The sequence below is a fragment of the Nocardia wallacei genome, assembly GCF_029869545.1.
GTDB classification, from domain to species: domain Bacteria; phylum Actinomycetota; class Actinomycetes; order Mycobacteriales; family Mycobacteriaceae; genus Nocardia; species Nocardia wallacei_A.
Window position 1 is genome coordinate 1 of sequence record NZ_JARWQD010000312.1, and the last position, 16,781, is coordinate 16,781.

General features: G+C 72.2%; 16 protein-coding genes. 5 read left to right on the forward strand and 11 right to left on the reverse strand.

Annotated features, from left to right (window positions below; translation table 11 throughout):
- Positions 1-241 precede the first annotated feature (241 nt).
- Together QH290_RS28055 and QH290_RS28060 are read left to right on the forward strand one after the other, a co-directional pair.
- A complete protein-coding gene (locus QH290_RS28055) occupies positions 242-1,030 on the forward strand; it encodes a carbon-nitrogen hydrolase family protein (RefSeq protein WP_280386171.1) in 789 nt (262 codons plus the stop codon).
- A 67-nt stretch (positions 1,031-1,097) separates the two neighbouring features.
- Positions 1,098-1,739, forward strand: coding sequence for a phosphoribosyltransferase (locus tag QH290_RS28060; protein ID WP_280265751.1), 642 nt, complete (start codon positions 1,098-1,100; stop codon positions 1,737-1,739).
- Positions 1,740-1,748: 9 nt separating this feature from the next.
- On the opposite strand, the gene QH290_RS28065 is transcribed toward QH290_RS28060, so the two are convergent.
- The 5 genes from QH290_RS28065 to QH290_RS28085 form a co-directional block, all read right to left on the reverse strand.
- Positions 1,749-2,279: a gamma carbonic anhydrase family protein gene (locus QH290_RS28065; RefSeq protein WP_280265752.1), complete on the reverse strand. Its 531-nt coding sequence runs from the start codon at positions 2,277-2,279 to the stop codon at positions 1,749-1,751.
- Positions 2,280-2,346: 67 nt separating this feature from the next.
- Positions 2,347-3,105, reverse strand: coding sequence for an ESX secretion-associated protein EspG (locus QH290_RS28070; protein ID WP_280265753.1), 759 nt, complete (start codon positions 3,103-3,105; stop codon positions 2,347-2,349).
- Between the two features lie 45 nt (positions 3,106-3,150).
- Positions 3,151-4,446, reverse strand: coding sequence for a PPE domain-containing protein (locus tag QH290_RS28075; protein ID WP_280386173.1), 1,296 nt, complete (start codon positions 4,444-4,446; stop codon positions 3,151-3,153).
- The gene (locus tag QH290_RS28080) at positions 4,439-4,849 is read right to left on the reverse strand and encodes a hypothetical protein (protein ID WP_280261679.1); all 411 of its coding nucleotides are present in this window, start codon (positions 4,847-4,849) and stop codon (positions 4,439-4,441) included. The genes QH290_RS28075 and QH290_RS28080 overlap by 8 nt, the downstream gene beginning before the upstream one ends.
- 19 nt (positions 4,850-4,868) lie before the next feature.
- A complete protein-coding gene (locus QH290_RS28085; protein WP_280261681.1) occupies positions 4,869-5,495 on the reverse strand; it encodes an alpha/beta hydrolase in 627 nt (208 codons plus the stop codon).
- A 198-nt stretch (positions 5,496-5,693) separates the two neighbouring features.
- On the opposite strand from QH290_RS28085, the gene QH290_RS28090 reads away from it, so the two are divergent.
- Complete coding sequence (locus tag QH290_RS28090) at positions 5,694-9,248, forward strand: bifunctional RecB family nuclease/DEAD/DEAH box helicase (RefSeq protein WP_280386174.1); 3,555 nt, start codon at positions 5,694-5,696, stop codon at positions 9,246-9,248.
- Between the two features lie 26 nt (positions 9,249-9,274).
- Here the strand turns inward: QH290_RS28090 and QH290_RS28095 are convergent, their stop codons facing one another.
- Complete coding sequence (locus QH290_RS28095) at positions 9,275-10,444, reverse strand: alanine racemase (RefSeq protein WP_280386218.1); 1,170 nt, start codon at positions 10,442-10,444, stop codon at positions 9,275-9,277.
- A gap of 60 nt (positions 10,445-10,504) precedes the next feature.
- Positions 10,505-10,984: a TetR family transcriptional regulator gene (locus QH290_RS28100; RefSeq protein WP_280261684.1), complete on the reverse strand. Its 480-nt coding sequence runs from the start codon at positions 10,982-10,984 to the stop codon at positions 10,505-10,507.
- Between the two features lie 382 nt (positions 10,985-11,366).
- Between QH290_RS28100 and QH290_RS28105 the strand changes: the two genes are divergently transcribed.
- Complete coding sequence (locus QH290_RS28105; protein WP_280386176.1) at positions 11,367-12,110, forward strand: tyrosine-protein phosphatase; 744 nt, start codon at positions 11,367-11,369, stop codon at positions 12,108-12,110.
- Positions 12,111-12,113: 3 nt separating this feature from the next.
- Here the strand turns inward: QH290_RS28105 and QH290_RS28110 are convergent, their stop codons facing one another.
- Entirely contained in the window at positions 12,114-13,349 is a 1,236-nt protein-coding gene (locus tag QH290_RS28110) for a class I adenylate-forming enzyme family protein (RefSeq protein ID WP_280386178.1), read from the reverse strand.
- Between the two features lie 104 nt (positions 13,350-13,453).
- Positions 13,454-14,248 (reverse strand): enoyl-CoA hydratase/isomerase family protein, encoded by a 795-nt coding sequence (locus tag QH290_RS28115; protein WP_280261690.1) that lies wholly within the window; start codon positions 14,246-14,248, stop codon positions 13,454-13,456.
- Positions 14,249-14,306: 58 nt separating this feature from the next.
- Between QH290_RS28115 and QH290_RS28120 the strand changes: the two genes are divergently transcribed.
- Positions 14,307-15,329, forward strand: coding sequence for a glutathione S-transferase family protein (locus tag QH290_RS28120; RefSeq protein ID WP_280386180.1), 1,023 nt, complete (start codon positions 14,307-14,309; stop codon positions 15,327-15,329).
- 57 nt (positions 15,330-15,386) lie between these two features.
- On the opposite strand, the gene QH290_RS28125 is transcribed toward QH290_RS28120, so the two are convergent.
- Positions 15,387-15,812 (reverse strand): VOC family protein, encoded by a 426-nt coding sequence (locus QH290_RS28125; RefSeq protein ID WP_280261694.1) that lies wholly within the window; start codon positions 15,810-15,812, stop codon positions 15,387-15,389.
- Entirely contained in the window at positions 15,809-16,684 is an 876-nt protein-coding gene (locus QH290_RS28130) for a helix-turn-helix domain-containing protein (protein ID WP_280386182.1), read from the reverse strand. The genes QH290_RS28125 and QH290_RS28130 overlap by 4 nt, the downstream gene beginning before the upstream one ends.
- Between the last annotated feature and the right edge of the window lie 97 nt (positions 16,685-16,781).

Sequence of the window (16,781 nt, forward strand, 5' to 3'; positions counted from 1 at the left end):
CCCCCGGCCCACCGCCGCGGCGTTGCTTACGCGGGCTCGGGGGAGACCATGTTAATAGGTAAGTCGGGTTTTTTTACGGGGTTAGGGGCGACCCCCGGATTAATTTACCACCCCCACCCGCCGAAACTCCACCCGGGGGCCCCCCCCCCCCCCGCGGCATCCCTGGCCCGTCTTGGTGAACCGGGCCGCGGCCGCGCCGCGGGGCCCGGGGCCGCGACCCGATCGCTCGGTCGATGTCGCGGTGGTCCAATTCGCCCCCTACACCGACAAGGACGCCAATCTGGCGCAGCTGCGGGCCGAGGTGCGCGCGGCGGCCGAGCACGGCGCGCGGGTGGTGGTCGCGCCGGAGTATTCGATGTTCGCGGTGACCCGGCTGGACCGGCGGGTGCTCGACGCGGCGGAACCGATCACCGGGCCGTGGGTCGAGCGGCTGCGCGGGCTCGCCGCCGAATTCGGCGTCCACCTGGTCGCGGGAGTGGTCGAGGCGCCGGGCGGCGGGGAGCGCGAACGCGTCCACAACACGCTGGTCGCCGCGGCGCCCGACGCGGAGTTCGTCGCGGTGTACCGCAAGGTGCACCTGTACGACGCGTTCGGATTCCGCGAGTCGGACATCGTGCTGCCCGGCCCGATCACCGACCCCGCGACCTTCACCGTCGACGGCGTGACGTTCGGCCTGCAGACCTGTTTCGACCTGCGCTTTCCGGAGGGCTGCCGACGCGTCGCGGCCGCCGGGGCGCAGGTGCTGGCCCTTCCGGCGCAATGGATCCCGGGCCCGGCGAAGGTGGACCAGTGGACGACGCTGCTGCGCGCCCGCGCCATCGAGAACACCGTCTACGTCGCGGCCGCCGACCAGGCCGCACCGCGCGGGGCGGGCGCCTCGATGATCGTCGACCCGACCGGCACGGTGCTGGCCGAACTGGGCGAGGCCACCGGAATCGCCACCGCCCGTGTGGATCTCGGGCATCTCGAGCAGGTACGCGAGGCCAATCCCAGCCTGGCGCTGCGCCGGTTCACCGTCGAACCGCGATAGTGCCGCGGACGGTCGATGTACGGCTTTCGTCCACAGGTACCGCCACCGGAACTAGACTTGACAGACCATGATCTATCCCGATCGCGCCGCCGCCGGTCGCGCGCTGGGTGAGTCGCTGCTGCACCTGCGAGCGTCGGACCCGCTGGTGCTCGGGCTGCCCCGGGGCGGGGTGCCGGTCGCGGCGGCGCTACGCGAGAAGATCGGCGGGGATCTCGACGTCCTGCTGGTCCGCAAGCTCGGCGTGCCCTGGCAGCCCGAGCTGGCGATGGGCGCGATCGGCGAGGGCGGGCTGCGGGTGCTCAACGAGGACGTGATGCGCCATTCCGGGGTGACTCCCGAACAGCTGGCCGAGACCGAGGAGCGCGAACGCGCGGAACTGGAACGGCGCCAACGGATGCTGCGCGCGCACGCGGCCCCGATCTCGCCGAAGGACCGCACCGTGGTGATCGCCGACGACGGAATGGCAACCGGCGCAACGGTTGCGGTCGCCTGCCGGATACTGCGGCTGCACGGGCCGCGGCGGATCACGGTGGCCGTGCCGGTGTCCTCGGCCGAGGCGCTGCACCGCATCGAGGAGCTGGCCGACGAGATCGTCTGTCCCTTGGTGCCGCGCGTGCTCGGCGGCGTCGGCGGCGCCTACGACGACTTCCACCAACTCAGCGACGACGAGGTGATCGAGCTGATCAGCGCAGCCCCCCGGGACGGCTAGCCGGTTCGCTCAATCATCGATGGCGCTCAGCCCTTTTCGGTGCCGCCGGGCGAGTTCGGCGTAGAAGCCCGGATTGAGCTTGACCCAGCCCTCGGCCTGCGTACCGGCGAGCGGCCGCTTCACCTCGGCGGGCGATCCGGCGGCGAGCACCCCCTCGGGAATCTCGGCGCCGGGCTGCACGAGTGAGTGCGCGGCGACCATCGAACCCGCGCCGATGCGCGCCATGTCCAGCACCGTGGTGCCGTTGCCCACAATGGCTTCCGCGCCGACGACGGCGCCGTGCAGCACCACGCTGTGGGCGATGGTGGCGCCCGGCCCGACCTCCACCGCGACGTCCGGCGGCGTGTGTACCACGGCGTTGTCCTGGATGTTGGCGCGCTCGCGCACGATGATCGGCGCGAGATCGGCCCGCAGCACGGCGCCGTACCAGACCGAGGCCCCCGCCTCGACCCGCACGTCGCCGATCAGCGTGGCCGTCGGCGCGATGAACGCCGTCGGATCCACCTGCGGTCGCTTGCCCTCGAACTCGAAGAACGGCATCTGTACACCGTAAGGCGGTGCCGCCCGGCCGTCCAGAACAACATCGAGCATCGTCCCCGCCCGGTACTCACCAATCGGCGGTTTCAGTGACCATGCGCTCGGCCGCCGCGACCATCGGGCGCAGTTGGGTGGCGAAGACCTCGGCGGTGACCGGGACGATGTCTACCTCGGTGCGGGTGCGCACCGTGTAGCGGCCGTCGCCGGTCACATCGATCCAGCAGAGCACGCCGAGCGGGCGCATGGTGTCGTCGACGCGGCGGGCCGAGACCACGATCTGACCGAGGCCGTCGCGCGGTTGTTTCAGCAGCCGCCGCATCCGGGCGGATTCCGTCGGCCCGGCGACCGGCACCGTCACCAGGTCGCGGCTGTCCTCGCGCACCCGGTCCAGCGGTGCGGTGCGGCGCGGTCCGGTCCCCGGGGAATTCTCCGGCAGCACCGAGACCACCCGCGCCGCAAGGGTTTTCAGCGTCCCGACGAACAGCCGCACCTCGGCGCCCCGATCCGGCGCGGTACCGGCACGCTGCGCCGCGACCACCGTGACGTGCCCGTCGGCGGCCCCCAGCACCCGCACCGGCTGCGCCTGCCCGCCCGGGCCGTATTCGCCGAACACCTCCACCTGGATCGCGGGCCGCGCCAGCACCCGCAGCGCCGCCTCCAGGTCGGGATCCAGGGTGCGGTCGCACCAATCGTGCAGCTCGGGCAGTTGTGCGGCGCGTTCGGCGCTGTCGCGGGCCGAGAGCCGGACGGCGAGCGGATACGGGATCCGGTCGCCGTCGGTGCGCTCCCAGGCCAGCGCGAACTGGTCCGGGGTGAGCGTCCATCTCACCGGCGGCGGCCCGCCTCGATCGTCGTGATGTCGTTCATCCCGCCGTCAGTCGTCCTCGGCCCATTCGCCCAGCACCGGCGGCGTGGTCGGGTCGAGCCGACCGACGAGGTCGGTGCCCGGCTCGGCCGGTTCCAGGTAGGTCGGCTCGTCGAAGTCGTCGTAGTAGTCCTCGTCGAAGTCGTCCTCGTCGTCCTGGGAACGCTTGGGCGGCACGGGAATACTCGATCCGGAGCGGACGGCGTCACCGGCGGCGAACGCGCCGCCCGCGAGTCCCCCGACGACCCCCGCGCCCATGCCGCTGACGGTATCGGTGGCGGGGTCGCGGCGCTGCTCGTGCTCCTCGCGCCTGCGCTGTTCGTCGGAACCCTGCGCGGTGGTGGCGGCCGCCGCCGGGCGGGTCGCCACCGGCGGGGGCGCCGTACCGACCGGAGCCGAGGCCACCGCCACCGAATCCTGGTGCGGCGCAACGGTAGTCATCGGAGCCGCGGGAGCGGCGGCCGCGGGGCGATCGAGTTCCGGCGCGGCGGTTGCGGCTCCGGCGGGCACGGTGGCGGCGGCCGGAGTGGTCGCCGCGGGCGCGGTATCGGACCCCGCCGGGGCGACCGCTGCCTGCTCGGCCCGCGGGGTCTGCGGCTCCGAATCGGCTTGTGGCCGTATAGATTCCACCACCGGAGCGGGTGCCGTCGCCGACCGCAGCCCGGCGGCGGAGTCGGTCGGATCCGGGCCGCCGCCGTCGCCGTCCGGCCCCGGAGCCGGGGACTCGGACGTCGGATACATCCCGCCGTCGTGGAAGGCCGGGACGCCGTTGCCGGTGGGGACGAACGCCCCCGCGTACACCGTCTCCATCACCCGGACCACGTCCTGGCGCACATTCTCGGCCTGCTTCTGGATCGAGACGTTGAGGGTGGCGCGCTTGGGATCCAGCAGCGCCGCTTGCAGATCCGGCCCCGCGGACACCGGCTTCGCCACGGCCGCGCGCAGTGTCTCCGCGGCGTCGTTGGCCTGGCCGAGCCGCCGCGCGACGTCGGCCATCACATCGGCAACGTGCTGGCCCAGTCCCTCGAACGCCTGCATCGCGGCGACCGCCTGCTGCGCCGCGCCGCCACGCCAGCCGTCCGCGACGGCGCCGCGGATCTCCGCGTGCGCCTGCTGTACCGCGTCGCCCAGGCCGGTGGCCGCGCCCTGCCAGGCCTGGCGCCCGGCGGTGAGCACCTCCGGATTCAGCTGCAGCACACCGCGATAGATCTCGTCGTAACGCATCTGGTCGAAGACCTCGACCGTCGGCGCGTAATCGGGGTCGGCGGTGCCGGACCCGGGCGCGTTCCCGGTCTTCCTATGCATGACCCACCCCCACCGCATCCGAGCCGACCCGGCCGATCGCCGCGGAGATGTCCGCATCGTGCTGGTCGTAGGCCGCGGCGGCCGCGCGCAGCGTGTGCGCCAGCTGCCGTGCGGCGTCGGCGTACTCCTGTAGCCGCTGCAGTCCCTGCGCCGCCTTGTCCTCGAAGCCGCGCTGCAGCGCGATGCCGGACTCGAAACCACCGAAGCCGGGTAGTGCCGCGGCCGCGCGCAGCGTCCGGATCTGCTGCTCCACCTGATCGGCGAGCTGCTCGTAGCGCCGCGCACAGCGCTCGTGGACGCCGTCGCCGACGAGCACGCCGTCGATCCACAGCCGGCCGTCGTCGACGGCCTGGGTCAGGGCAGCGACATCACTGCGCAGGTCCCCGGGTTGTTGCGACTGCACCGGTCCCCCTTTCTCGTGGTCACATCACGGGCGCACCGGCCGCGGCGACGCCCTGGATCCACTCCACGATGTCGGCGGTGACCTGTGTCCGCACCGGTTCGTGCAGCAGATCGTGCCCGGCATCGGCGTACTCACGCAAGCGCAACCCTACCGACTCCGGGCGCGCCGTCCAGTCCCGAACCGCATCGATAGGGGCTCGGCGGTCGTCCGCGCCGTGCAGCACCAGCACCGGCAGCCGGGCGGGCAGTTCCGGCGCCGGGGTGATCACCCGCCGGGGCGTGCCGGTGAGCACCAGCCCGGAGCAGTCGGGCAGCGCGGCCAGGGCGGCGGCCGCGCCTAGGGAGTGACCAGCGACGATCAGCGCGACCCCGGGACGCTCGGCGCGCACCAGCGCGGCGAAGGCCCGGGCGTCGGCGGCGAGTTCGGGGAGGGTGCCGGGGGCCTGCGGATCGCCCTCGCTCAGACCCTGGCCCGGGATGTCCAGCGCCCAGGTCTCGATGCGCGCGGCGCCGAGGCCACCGGCGAACGGATGGTAGTGCCCGCTGTGCTGGCCGGAGCCCGGCAGCAGCGCGACCACAGCCACCGGCCGGTCCACTCGCCACCGCCGATAATGCAGCCGTCCGCGCGCACCGTCGAAAAACGGCATCCTGCAATCCTTTCCGCGCCGAGTAGTCGAGATCATCATGATCCGGCGGCCCGCCGCGCGAAAATCCGGACCACCACCTGCGACGACACGCCCCCCTCGCGCCACGCCGAACTACCTCGACTGATTACGCTGGGGCGCGACCCGGTACGCAAGGATGCGGCGGCCGGTGCGGGTGTCCGAGCCACAGGAGGGCCGCGATTGATTCTGGTCGGTGATCGTGTCGTGTACAGCACCGGCGACCTGGTGGCGGCAGCACGCTGTGAGTTCGCGGTGCTGCGCGCACTCGACGCCGAGCTGGGGCTGGTGGCGCCGGTGGGTTCCGGCGCGGGTGCCGTGCCGACCGAGCACGGCGAGATCGACTTGCCCGGACCCGATTTCGTCCGCATCGCGCCGCCCGCATCCGCGACGACCGCGGACTTGGCCCGCGCCCATCGCGACACGCTGTCCGCGGTGCACCGCGGCGTGGCGGCGATCGCGGGTGCCACCTTCTTCGACGGCACCTTCGCCGCCTCCTGCGCGGCACTGGTCCGCACGGAGGTCACCGACCGATCCCCGATCCGGGAATCCGCGGCGGGCGACGACGGCCCGGAACTCCCCAGCGAGTGGTCCGGCAGCGCCGCCATCGATCACGGCGGCCAAGGCCAGGTCGTCGACGGTGACGCACTGAGTTGCTCGTTCGCAACCGCCGACACGCCCGATGTTCCGGCCGTCGGCGTTCCCTCGCCCGGCGGCCACGACACTGCCACCGGCGACGCGGAGACCGCTCCGACCACCGAGCCTCCCTGCTACATCGTGTACGGATCGGCGCGCGCCGAGGCATCCACCGCGCAGTTCATCGAGCTCGCGGCGTGCGCGGAAGCGATGCGGCACAGCGGTTTCCGGGTGGATCCCGTGCTGCGGGTGCGGCATTCGGACGGCTCGGAGTCGACCCGGCCGCTGGCGGAGGCCATCCGGGTGTACGCCGCGCGGCGGCGCCGGCTGGCCGCGATCCTCGCTGCCAAACAGGACGAGCTGCTGCCGGTGCAGTGGGGCGATCGGCGGTATCTGGCGTGCGGGCGCTGCGCCACCTGTACCGCGGAGCTGGTGACCGGGCGCGATCTGCTGCTCGTCGCCGGGATGCGCCCGGCCGTGCGGGCGCAGTTGCGCGATGCGGGCATCACGACGGTGGATCGGCTGGTGCGGGCCGACGCCGCGGTGACCCGGGTGGCGACCCAGACGTTCTCGGCACTGCGCCGCCAGGCCGAGGCGCAGGTGCGGCGCGAGCGCACCGGCGCACCGGTCCACACGCTGATCGACGCGGCCGCGCTGGCGGCCCTGCCGTCGCCCTCGCCGGGCGATGTGTTCCTCACCGTCGCGGGGAGCCCGGCCGCCGTCGTCGGCGTCGGGGTGCTGCCCACGCGGCCGCCGGAGGAGGGCGCGGACCCCGCCGATCCCGCCATTCTCTTCCATGCCTTCGGCCTGCACGACGATCCGGCCGCCCTGCTGGAATTCCTGGCCGAGCGGCAGGAGAACCATCCCGATCTGCGCATCTACCACTACCGTTCCGCGGCCCGTCCGCTGCTGGCCGAGTTGTGCGCGCGCTGCGGCGCCGACGAGGTGGTCGCCGACGATCTGCTCGGCGCGCTGGTGGATCTGTATCCGATCGTGCGGGCCGCGCTGGTCATCGGCGAACGGTCCTACGAGCTGCGGGATCTGGCGGGCCTGCTCGGCACCGAGGCTCCCGCAACGGACCTGGAATCGGAGTGCGCGCAGATTCCGCGGCTGCGCGACCGGCTGCGGGACCTGGCCGCCGACAACGACATTCGCGCCTGCCCGGCCCCGCGCGACACCCCGGCCGAATCGCCCGCCGCGGTCGAGGACGCGCTGCGCGAATTCGCCTTCGACGACCGCGGCGCGGGCGAGCGCACCGATCCGGCGGCCCCCGACGAAACCCAGGCGGCGAGCGGCGACGCCGCACCGGGCTGGGACGGAACCCGCACCCCCGCACAGCGATCCGCGGCACTGATGGCCGCCGCCCTGGGCTACCGCCGCCGCGAGCGCCAGCCGCTGCACTGGGCACACACCGACCGCCTGCACCGTCCGGTCGCCGAATGGGCCGATACGCCTGGGGTTCTCGTCGCCGACTGGGGCACCGTGGACACCAAGTGGCACAGCACCGGTCACGGGCCGATGCGCCGCTACCTGAAGCTCACCGGACGGCTGGGCACCGGTAGCGCGCCCCCGCCCGGAACACCCGTGCTCACCCTCTACGACCGCCCGGTGCCCGGCATGCGGTGCGTGCCCGGGCGGCGCGCCACCGCCCGGGCCACGGTCCTGGGCTGCGCGCTGGACGACAATTTCGACGACACCGTCCGCGTCGAGGAGCTGCTGCCGGAGGGGTGCGCGCTCTACGACGATCTGCCGGTCGCGATCGTCCCCGGGCCGCCCGAGCACGACGAGAACATCGAGGCGGCACTGGAATCGGCCGCGCACGACCTGCTGGTGAGCCTGCCGGAGGTCCCGGCGACCGCGGCATTCGATCTGCTGTGCCGCCGCGCGCCGCGGCTGCGGTCGGCCGACGCGCTGCCGGAGGTGTTCGGCGACCACGCCGCCGCGGTGACCGCCGCCGTCCTCGATCTCGATGACTCGTATGTCGCGGTGCAGGGCCCGTCCGGCACCGGCAAGACCGATACCGCGGCGCGGGTGATCGAGCGGCTCGTCACCCGCTACCGCTGGCGGGTCGGTGTGGTCGCGCAATCGCACTGGGCGGTCGAGGAGGTGCTCGACGCCCTGGTGCGGGTCGGGGTGCTGCCGGAACTGGTGGCGAAGTCCGATGCCCGCGCGGTCGCGCCCGAGTGGCTGGCGATCGATCCGGCGCGCTTTCCCCGCTTCCTCGACAATGCCGTCAACGGCTGCGTGGTCGGCGGGCTGCCCGACGAACTCGCCGATGCCGAGCGGGTCGCGCCCGGCAGCCTCGACCTGCTGATGGTCGCCGACGCCGGGCATTTCCCGGTGGCCGACGCGGTCGCGGTGGCGGGCAGCGCGCGCAACCTGCTGCTGCTCGGCGACCCCGCCCCACTGCCCGGGCACGGCACCCATCCGGAACCCGTGCACGACTCGGTGCTCGGCCGCCTGGTCGGCGACAACCCCACGCTGCCACCGGAATTCGGGTACTTCCTGGACCGCACCTGGCGGATGCATCCGCGGCTGTGCGAACCGGTATCGCGGCTGCGCTACGGCAATCGGCTGCGCTCCACCGAAACCGTCACGCTCGCACGCGATCTGGAGGGTGTGCCGCCGGGTGTGCGGTCGGTGCCGGTCGACCATCACGGCAACGGCACCGAATCCGCGGAGGAGGCCCGCGAAGTCGTGCGCCGGGTGCGCGCGCTGCTGGGCCTGCCGTGGCGGCAGGGCGCGGTGACGCGCCGGCTGCATCCGCACGACATCCTGGTGGTCACGCCCTATCACGCTCAGGCCGCGCGCATCCGAACCCTGCTGTCGCGCGCCCGGATCGAGGATGTGCTGGTCGGGACGGCCGAGCGCTTCGCGGGCCGGGAGGCGGCCGTGGTCCTGGTGTCGCTGACCACCTCGTCACCGGCCGAGGCGCCGCACGGCATCGACACGCTGCTGTCGCGGCACTGGCTCACCACGGTCGTGTCCCGGGCGATGTGGACCGCGCTGGTCATCCACTCCCCGCTGCTCACCGAGTACCTGCCCGAAACCCCGGAGCAGCTGTCGGATCTCGCGGCCTTCCTGGAGCTGGTCTCGCCGTAGGGCCCGAATCGGGCAGTGCCGCACGGCTATCCGAAGTTCTTGCCCTCGCCGCGATAGGTCGGGACGGCGGTGCGGGTGCCGTCGGTGTCGACGATGTGCACGGTGTCGAAACGCTCGCACAGCTCCCCGGCCTTGGCGTGCCGGAACCACACCCGATCGCCGATCGCCAGTCCGTCGGCCCCGCTGAGCGGGGTCTGCACCTCACCCGCCCCCTCGGTGCCGATGAGCCGTAAACCGCTGGGCCACACCGGCTTCGGCACCCTCGACTTACCCGCGGGCCCGGAGGCGATGTAGCCGCCGCCGAAGACGGTGGCCATGCCGGGCGCCGGGTGCCGCAGCACGGGCAGCGCGAAGAACAGCGCCGGGCGCGGCGCGAAGCTGCGGTAGCCGTCGAACAGCGTCGGCACGTACAGCCCGGAGCCCGCCGTCACCTCGGTGACACCCGGGCTCGCGGCGCTGACCTCGAGGGAGCCGCTGCCGCCGCTGTTGACGATCTCGAGCTCCCCCACCACCGACCGCACGGCGTCGAGCACCTGTCCTCGCCGCTTGCCGATCTCCGCGGCCGACGCCCACTTCACCAGGCGCACAGCGGGATTGGTATCGGGCAGGCCGGCGATCTGGGCCTCGTAGGTCATCAGCCCGACCACCCGGAAACCGCGCTCGAGCGCGAGGCGGGCCAGCCGCGACGCCTGCTCCGGGGTCCGGATCGGCGACCGGCGCACCCCCAGGTGCAGCGGGCCGATCCGCAGTGAGGCGTCCACGTCCAGGCATATCCGCGGGGACACCCGTTCGGCGCCGACAGCGGTCTTGATGAGGTCGAGCTGGGCCGGATCGTCCACCATGAGCGTGATGGATTCCCGCAGTGTCTCGTCCGCGCCGAGTTCGGCCAGCGCGGCCCGGTCCACGCTCGGATAGCCCAGCAGGATGTCGCGGGCACCGTGGCGCGCCAGCCAGATGGCCTCGCGCAGCGAATAGGACATGATCCCGGCGAATCCGCCCGCCGCGGTCAGCTCCGCGCCGAGCACCTCCTCGAGCACCGCGCGGCAGCGCACCGATTTCGCGGCCACCCGGATCGGCAGGCCGCGGGCGCGGCGGACCAGATCGGCGGCGTTGGCGCGCAGGGCGGCCAGATCGAGGGCGGCCAGCGGTGGGTCGAGGTCCGCGGTGCCCGCCCGCAGGGCGGCGGTCGGCGACAGATCTGTCACATCGACCACTCAACCACGTAACTGGTCATGCGTCCAGCTTTTGGGCGCGGGCTACCGATCCACCGCCTTGGTGGACAGGCTCGAGACCAGATCGTCCAGCACCACCAGCGTGGTCTCGTCGTCGCAGTCGGCCAGCCAGCGCAGCACCGTCCCCTGCATCACCGCCACCGCGTAGGCCGCGATCGCCTCGACCGGTTCCAGCCACTCGCTGTTCGACCGGTCGGCGCACAGCCGCAGAAACGCCCCGACCTCGGCATCCAGATCGCGGAACAGCGCCGCCACAGCGGGATCGGCCACCGGGTCGGTGCGGTCGGCCCACTGCCGGCGCAAGGCCTCGATCGTCGACTCGTAGGTGCGGATCTGCTTGTGGGGCGCCGCCTTGATGGCCGGCCACAGGGCGCTCACTCCGGCGTGCAGCAGCACCCGCAGGGCACGCGTGCCGGTGCAGTCGATGGCGGCGGCCGCCTTCTCGACGGCCTCCTCCACGGGCGGCCGTGGTCGTACCTCGATGATTTCTCCACTAGCGCTCAACGACGACTCCCTCGGGCGAATGAACGCGCGCACCTCGCCTGCGCGACTCGCTCAACGGGTTGCAGATCCTCACTGATCGCACCGGGGCATTCAACCCGGTCGACCCGTTCAACAACCAACAATGTTAGAGGGTTTTCGGGGATCGCGACCAGGTTCGATGGGTGTTTCCGGACTGAAAGAATGTTTTGTTACCCCTCCGGGACGGGCCCGAAATCGAACGGAGACCGGCGGCTCCGCCGGGCATGACCCACAACCGACATGACTCTACGCGCCCAGCGACCGCCGCCCCGGACCTGTGGCCGATCACACAGCCGCTCGACGTTCGCCGGTTCGATCGGAGAACGACACCGTCGCGATACCGGCGCGCCGATAGCCTGGATTGGTGACGATCGCGCGCCCCGACCAGTTCCTCATTTCCGGCACCTTCAACTATCGCGACGTCGGGGGTGTGCGCACCGAATTCGGCCCGCGCGTGCGCGCCGGGGCGCTGCTGCGCTCGGCGCAGCTGTGCCGCCTCGACGCCGACGGCCACGCCACCATGCGCGAACTCGGCATCGCCGCCGTCCACGACCTGCGCGGCCCCGAGGAGATCCGGCACCTGGGCGCCGACGTCCTGCCGGACGGCGTGCGGTTGGCGCTCACCCCGTTCGACTCGAAGATCGGTGAGCAACCGCCGCACGAGGTGGTGCACGACGAACCGTGGCAGGAGATGCTGCACGTGTACCGGTCCTTCCCGGCCATGCCGGAGGCGGGCGTCGCCATCACCGGAATCGCGCGGTCGCTGGTCGGCGGTGACGGTGCGGTCCTCGTGCACTGCGCCGCGGGCAAGGACCGCACCGGCTGGGCGATCGCGACGCTGCTGCGCGCGGTGGGCGTCACCGAAACCGACCTGCTCGACGACTATCTGCTCAGCAACGACGCCGTCGATGCGCTGCGCGACGACGTCGCGCGCAATTCCGAGGGCCGGGTGAGCCTTCCGCTCGACGTCCTCGGCGTCGCCCCGGAATACCTCGCCGCGGGCACCGACGCCATGCACCAGCTCTACGGCGGCCTCGACGGCTACCTCACCGCCATCGGCCTCACCGACGACCTCCGCACGGCCCTCCGCACCCGCCTCCTCGAATAACCCCTACTCGGCGCGGTGGACGAGGCCCTCGTCGTCGATGTCGACCTGGTTGCCGGTGTGGAACCAGGGGCCGGTGAAGCGGGACTCGGTGGTTTCCGGGTCGTTCCAGTAGCGGGGGGTGACATTGGGGCCGCGGCAGAGCAATTCGCCGTGACCGGCGGCCGCGTGCGGGCCCCACAGCGCCAGTTCGGTACCGCCGAACGGGAATCCGAGCAGGTCGCACCGCGGGGCCTCGCCGCCGTCGGGCAGCGCCAGGCCGATACCGCTGGTCTCGGTGGCGCCCCACACCGACCACTGCCGCGCCAGCGGGAACACCTCGCGCAGCGCGGCGGCGACGACCTCCGATGTGCCCGGATCGGTCGCCGCCAATTCGGCGCGGTGCCCGGCGCTGCAGACCTGCCGCACGCCCTCGGCCCGCAGCCCGGCCAGCTCGGGCAGCAGACCGGCGAAGATGCGCGGCGTCGCCGCGACCATATCGACGCGCTCGGCCACGATGGCCTCCGCGACCAGCGCCGGATCCGGGGCCAGCACCACGGTGCCGCCGACGGCGAAGGTGGGCAGCAGCTGGTCCACACAGCCGCTGGCGTGCGCCAGCGGCAGCAGCACCAGGTTGCGCAGCCCGTCGGTGGGCAGATCCAGCGCCCCCACCATGGATCGGACCGCGGACAGCAGGTTCTCGTTGGTCAGCTCCACGCCCTTGGGCGGGCCCGAATCCTCCTGGGCCACCGCGCCGCTGGTGTAACACAGCAGTGCCAGCTCGCTCAGCGAGGCGCCGTCGTCGATGAATGCCGCGCCGTCGGGAAAGTCCGCGCAGCCCGGCCCGCCCAGCACGAAATCGGTGCTGCTGTCCGAGAGGAGCTGGGCCGCAATATCGTCGGGCAGGCCGTCCTGCACCAGCACCGGGACGGCCCCGGACAGCAGCGCGCCGAGGAAGGCCTGGATCCAGCGCGCCCCCACCGGCATCCGCACCGCAACCCGGTCGCCGTAGCCGATGCCGTGCTCCTGCAACCCGCCCGCGATGCGCGACGCCGAATGCCACAGCTGCCGGTAGGTCAGCCGCGGACCGCCGATCTCCACCACCGCCTCCCGGCCCGAGAAGGCGTGCACCTGCACGTCGAGTAGCTCCGTCAGCGCCGGGTTGAGGTTGCCGTAGCGCAGCACACCGTCCGCGCCACGGGCAAGAGGGTTGTCGCACCACGGGTTTCGCGATTGCGGATATTCGACCAGGAGCTGCGCCATAGATCCCTCCGAGCGCCTCGATTTCGGCAGGCACCTGTGACTATATGACGCAGATCACAAACGCGGGCGGATAGACGGCAAACGTGTCCGCACCGTCATACCGGTCACTTCCCGGTATAGGTCGCCTTACCCGGTCCGACCTCCAGGAAGCTGCGCACGGCGCCGCGCAGATCGTCGGTGCCGAACAGCTCGCCCGACACCTGCGGGGTCACCGAATCCGCGTGCGCCACACCGCCGGAACGCCACGCCGCCACGATCTGCTTGGTGGCCGCATGCGCGCGGGTGGGGCCCTCGGCCAGCCTGGCCGCCAGCGCGCGGGCGGCGGCGTCGACATCCTCGTGCACGGCGTTGACCACACCCCATTCGGCGAGCTCCCCAGCGCCGAACAGGTCGCCGGTCATCACCAGTTCGCGGGCGCGGCCGGAACCGGCGCGCTCGGCCAGCCGCTGCGGGCCACCCATCGAGGGCGTCAGCCCGACCACCGTCTCCACCAGGCCGAACTTCGCCTTCGGTCCGGCCAGGATGATGTCGCAGGCCAGCGCGACCTCGAAGGCGGCGGTCAGGGTCAGGCCGTGCGCGGCGAAGACGACGGGGCACGGCAGCGCCTCCAGCGGGTGGATGATCCGCGCGAACAGGGTCCGCCACAGCTCGGCGCCCTCCTCGGGCGTAAGCCCGTCGAAGACATGCACGTCCACGCCGCCGGACACCATCTTGCCCTCGGCGCGCAGCAGCACCGCGCGCGGCGGATCGGCGCTCAGTTCGGCGATGTCGGCGGCCAGCGACTCCATCAGCGCCTGGTCGAACAGGTTCAGCGGCGGGTTGTCGAGGGTGAGGACGGCCAGCCGCGCCCCGTTGTCGGTATCGACGCGTTCCAGGCGGGTGGGTTTCGAATCGCTCATCCGCCGAATGTATCCAGGTATGACGGGCGCACGAAACCTCATCTGCGACACTGGGCCGGTGAGCACCTCGTCTTCCGACAGCGCCACGTACATCGAGCCCGGTGAGTTCAAGCGGGACACCAACTACATCGGCACGCGGATCACCGCCGACGGCCGCGACGGATATCCGGTCGAGGCGGGCCGGTATCGCCTCGTCGCCGCGCGCGCCTGCCCGTGGGCGAACCGGACGCTCATCGTGCGGCGGCTGCTCGGGCTCGAGGACGTGCTGTCGCTCGGGCTGTGCGGCCCCACGCACGACAAGCGCAGCTGGACCTTCGACCTCGATCCCGGTGGCGTGGATCCGGTGCTCGGCATCCATTTCCTGCGCGACGCCTATTTCGCACGGTTTCCGGACTATCCGCGCGGGATCACGGTCCCCGCGGTGGTGGACGTGCCGACCGGGCAGGTCGTCACCAACGACTACCCGCAGATCACCCTCGATTTCTCCACCGAGTGGACGAGATTCCACCGGCCGGGCGCGCCGCAGCTGTATCCGGAGCCGCTGCGCGCGGAGATCGACGAGATCAACCGGCGGGTGTACACCGAGGTGAACAACGGCGTCTACCGCTGCGGTTTCGCCGGCGCCCAGGACGCCTACGACGCGGCCTACGATCGGCTGTTCACCGCGCTGGACTGGCTGTCCGAGCGCCTGGCGCGGCGCCGCTACCTGGTGGGCGACACCATCACCGAGGCCGATGTCCGCCTGTTCACGACCCTGGTCCGCTTCGACGCGGTCTATCACGGCCACTTCAAGTGCAACCGCAACAAACTGACAGAGCTCCCCGTGCTCTGGGCCTACGCCCGCGACCTGTTCCAGACCCCGGGCTTCGGCGACACGGTCGATTTCACCCAGATCAAGCAGCACTACTACATCGTCCACGCCGACATCAATCCCAGCGGCATCGTGCCCAAGGGCCCGGATCTGTCGAACTGGCTCACCCCGCACGGCCGGGAGGAGCTGGGCGGCAGGCCCTTCGGCGACGGCACGCCGCCCCCGCCCCCGCCGCTCCCCGAGCGCGTCCCCGCCGACCACAGCGCCTGACCCGACGGGCCGGGTCACGCGTCCTGGTCGCCCCGGTAGGTGCGGGGGCGAGCCCGGTCACGCGTCCCGGTGTCCGGGGTAGGTGCCGAAGCTCCAGAAGACGCCCTCGGGGTCGCGGCAGGTGAAGCCGCGGGAGCCGTAGTCCTCGTCGCGCAGTTCGCGGGTGATGGTGGCACCGGCGGCCTCGGCGCGCTCGTACAGCTCGTCCGGGTTGTCGATGACCACATACACCGAGCCCGCGCCCGGCGGAGCCATCTCGAGGGACGACCCTTCCCGGACGGTGCCGAGCATGACCCCGCCGCCGCCCGGCAGGGTGAGTTCGGCGTGTTCGACCACGTCGCCCTCGCCGTAGCGGGCCCGTTCGACGAAGCCGAAGGCCCGTTGCAGGAAGTCGATCGCCGCCGGGGCGTCACGGTAGGCGAAGCACGGCCATAGGACCGCGCCGGTGCGAGTGCTGCTGGTTTGCGTCGTTGTCTCGGTCATATCCCCGAGCCTTCCAGCGCGGTCCGCGACCGGTCTTGGACGAATGGGAACTGTTCGGCGGCCAGCCACGCCGAGGGCGGCATGCCCGCCAGTTCCCGCCACTCCCGGGCCATGTGGGCCTGGTCGTAGTATCCGGCCGCGGCGGCGACCGCGGCGATCGACACCTCCGTCCGGCCGCGCGCATACGCGGTGGTCACGGCCGACCGCAGCAACCGATGCGAGGACTCGAAGCGGGCCAGCCGGGCCGCATCCTTCGGGGTGATGCCGAATTCGGCGAGGAACCGGTTCCCGAGATGCCGTCGGCTCCAGCCGATCTCGGTCGACACCTCCGCGACGCGGGCCTGCCCGGCCCCGGCGGTGAGCAACAGCCACGCCCGCCCCAGATTCGGATCGATCGCGGATTCGGCGAGGCGGCGCAGCAGGATCTCGTCCAGGATCTCGAATCGCCGCGCCCAGTCGGACGTGGCCGACACCCGATCGCGCAGCTCGCGGGCGTCCGCGCCGAGCAGATCGGCCAGGTCGATCACCCAGGATCCGAGTTCGGCCACCGGCACCCCCAGCAGGGCCCGCGCGCCCAGCGGTGTCACCGCCAGCTGGATGCCGTGCTGGAAGCCGCGATGCGCGATGGCACAGGGCCGCACGGTGAGCCCGCTGGCCATCGTCTCCCAGCGGCCCGCCGACTGCGCGGGATGCGGCGACACCGGAATCTCGAGGGGTTCGTCGATCGTGATGATCACGGTGAGATCGGTGCCCGGCATGCCGATGTGCGTGCCCGGGTCGAAGCCGCGCAGCAGGTATCCCTCGTAGCTGCGGACGAAGGCCCGCAGCCGCGGATCCGGCAGCCCCGCGGCGCCCTCGGAGACACCACTCACGGGTCAACCCTAAGCCCGATCCCGCGGAACCGGCTCGCCGTCCGACGCGTTCTCCGGACGAGGACGCGCACGGCGGTCGCGACCGGCCACCGTCGCA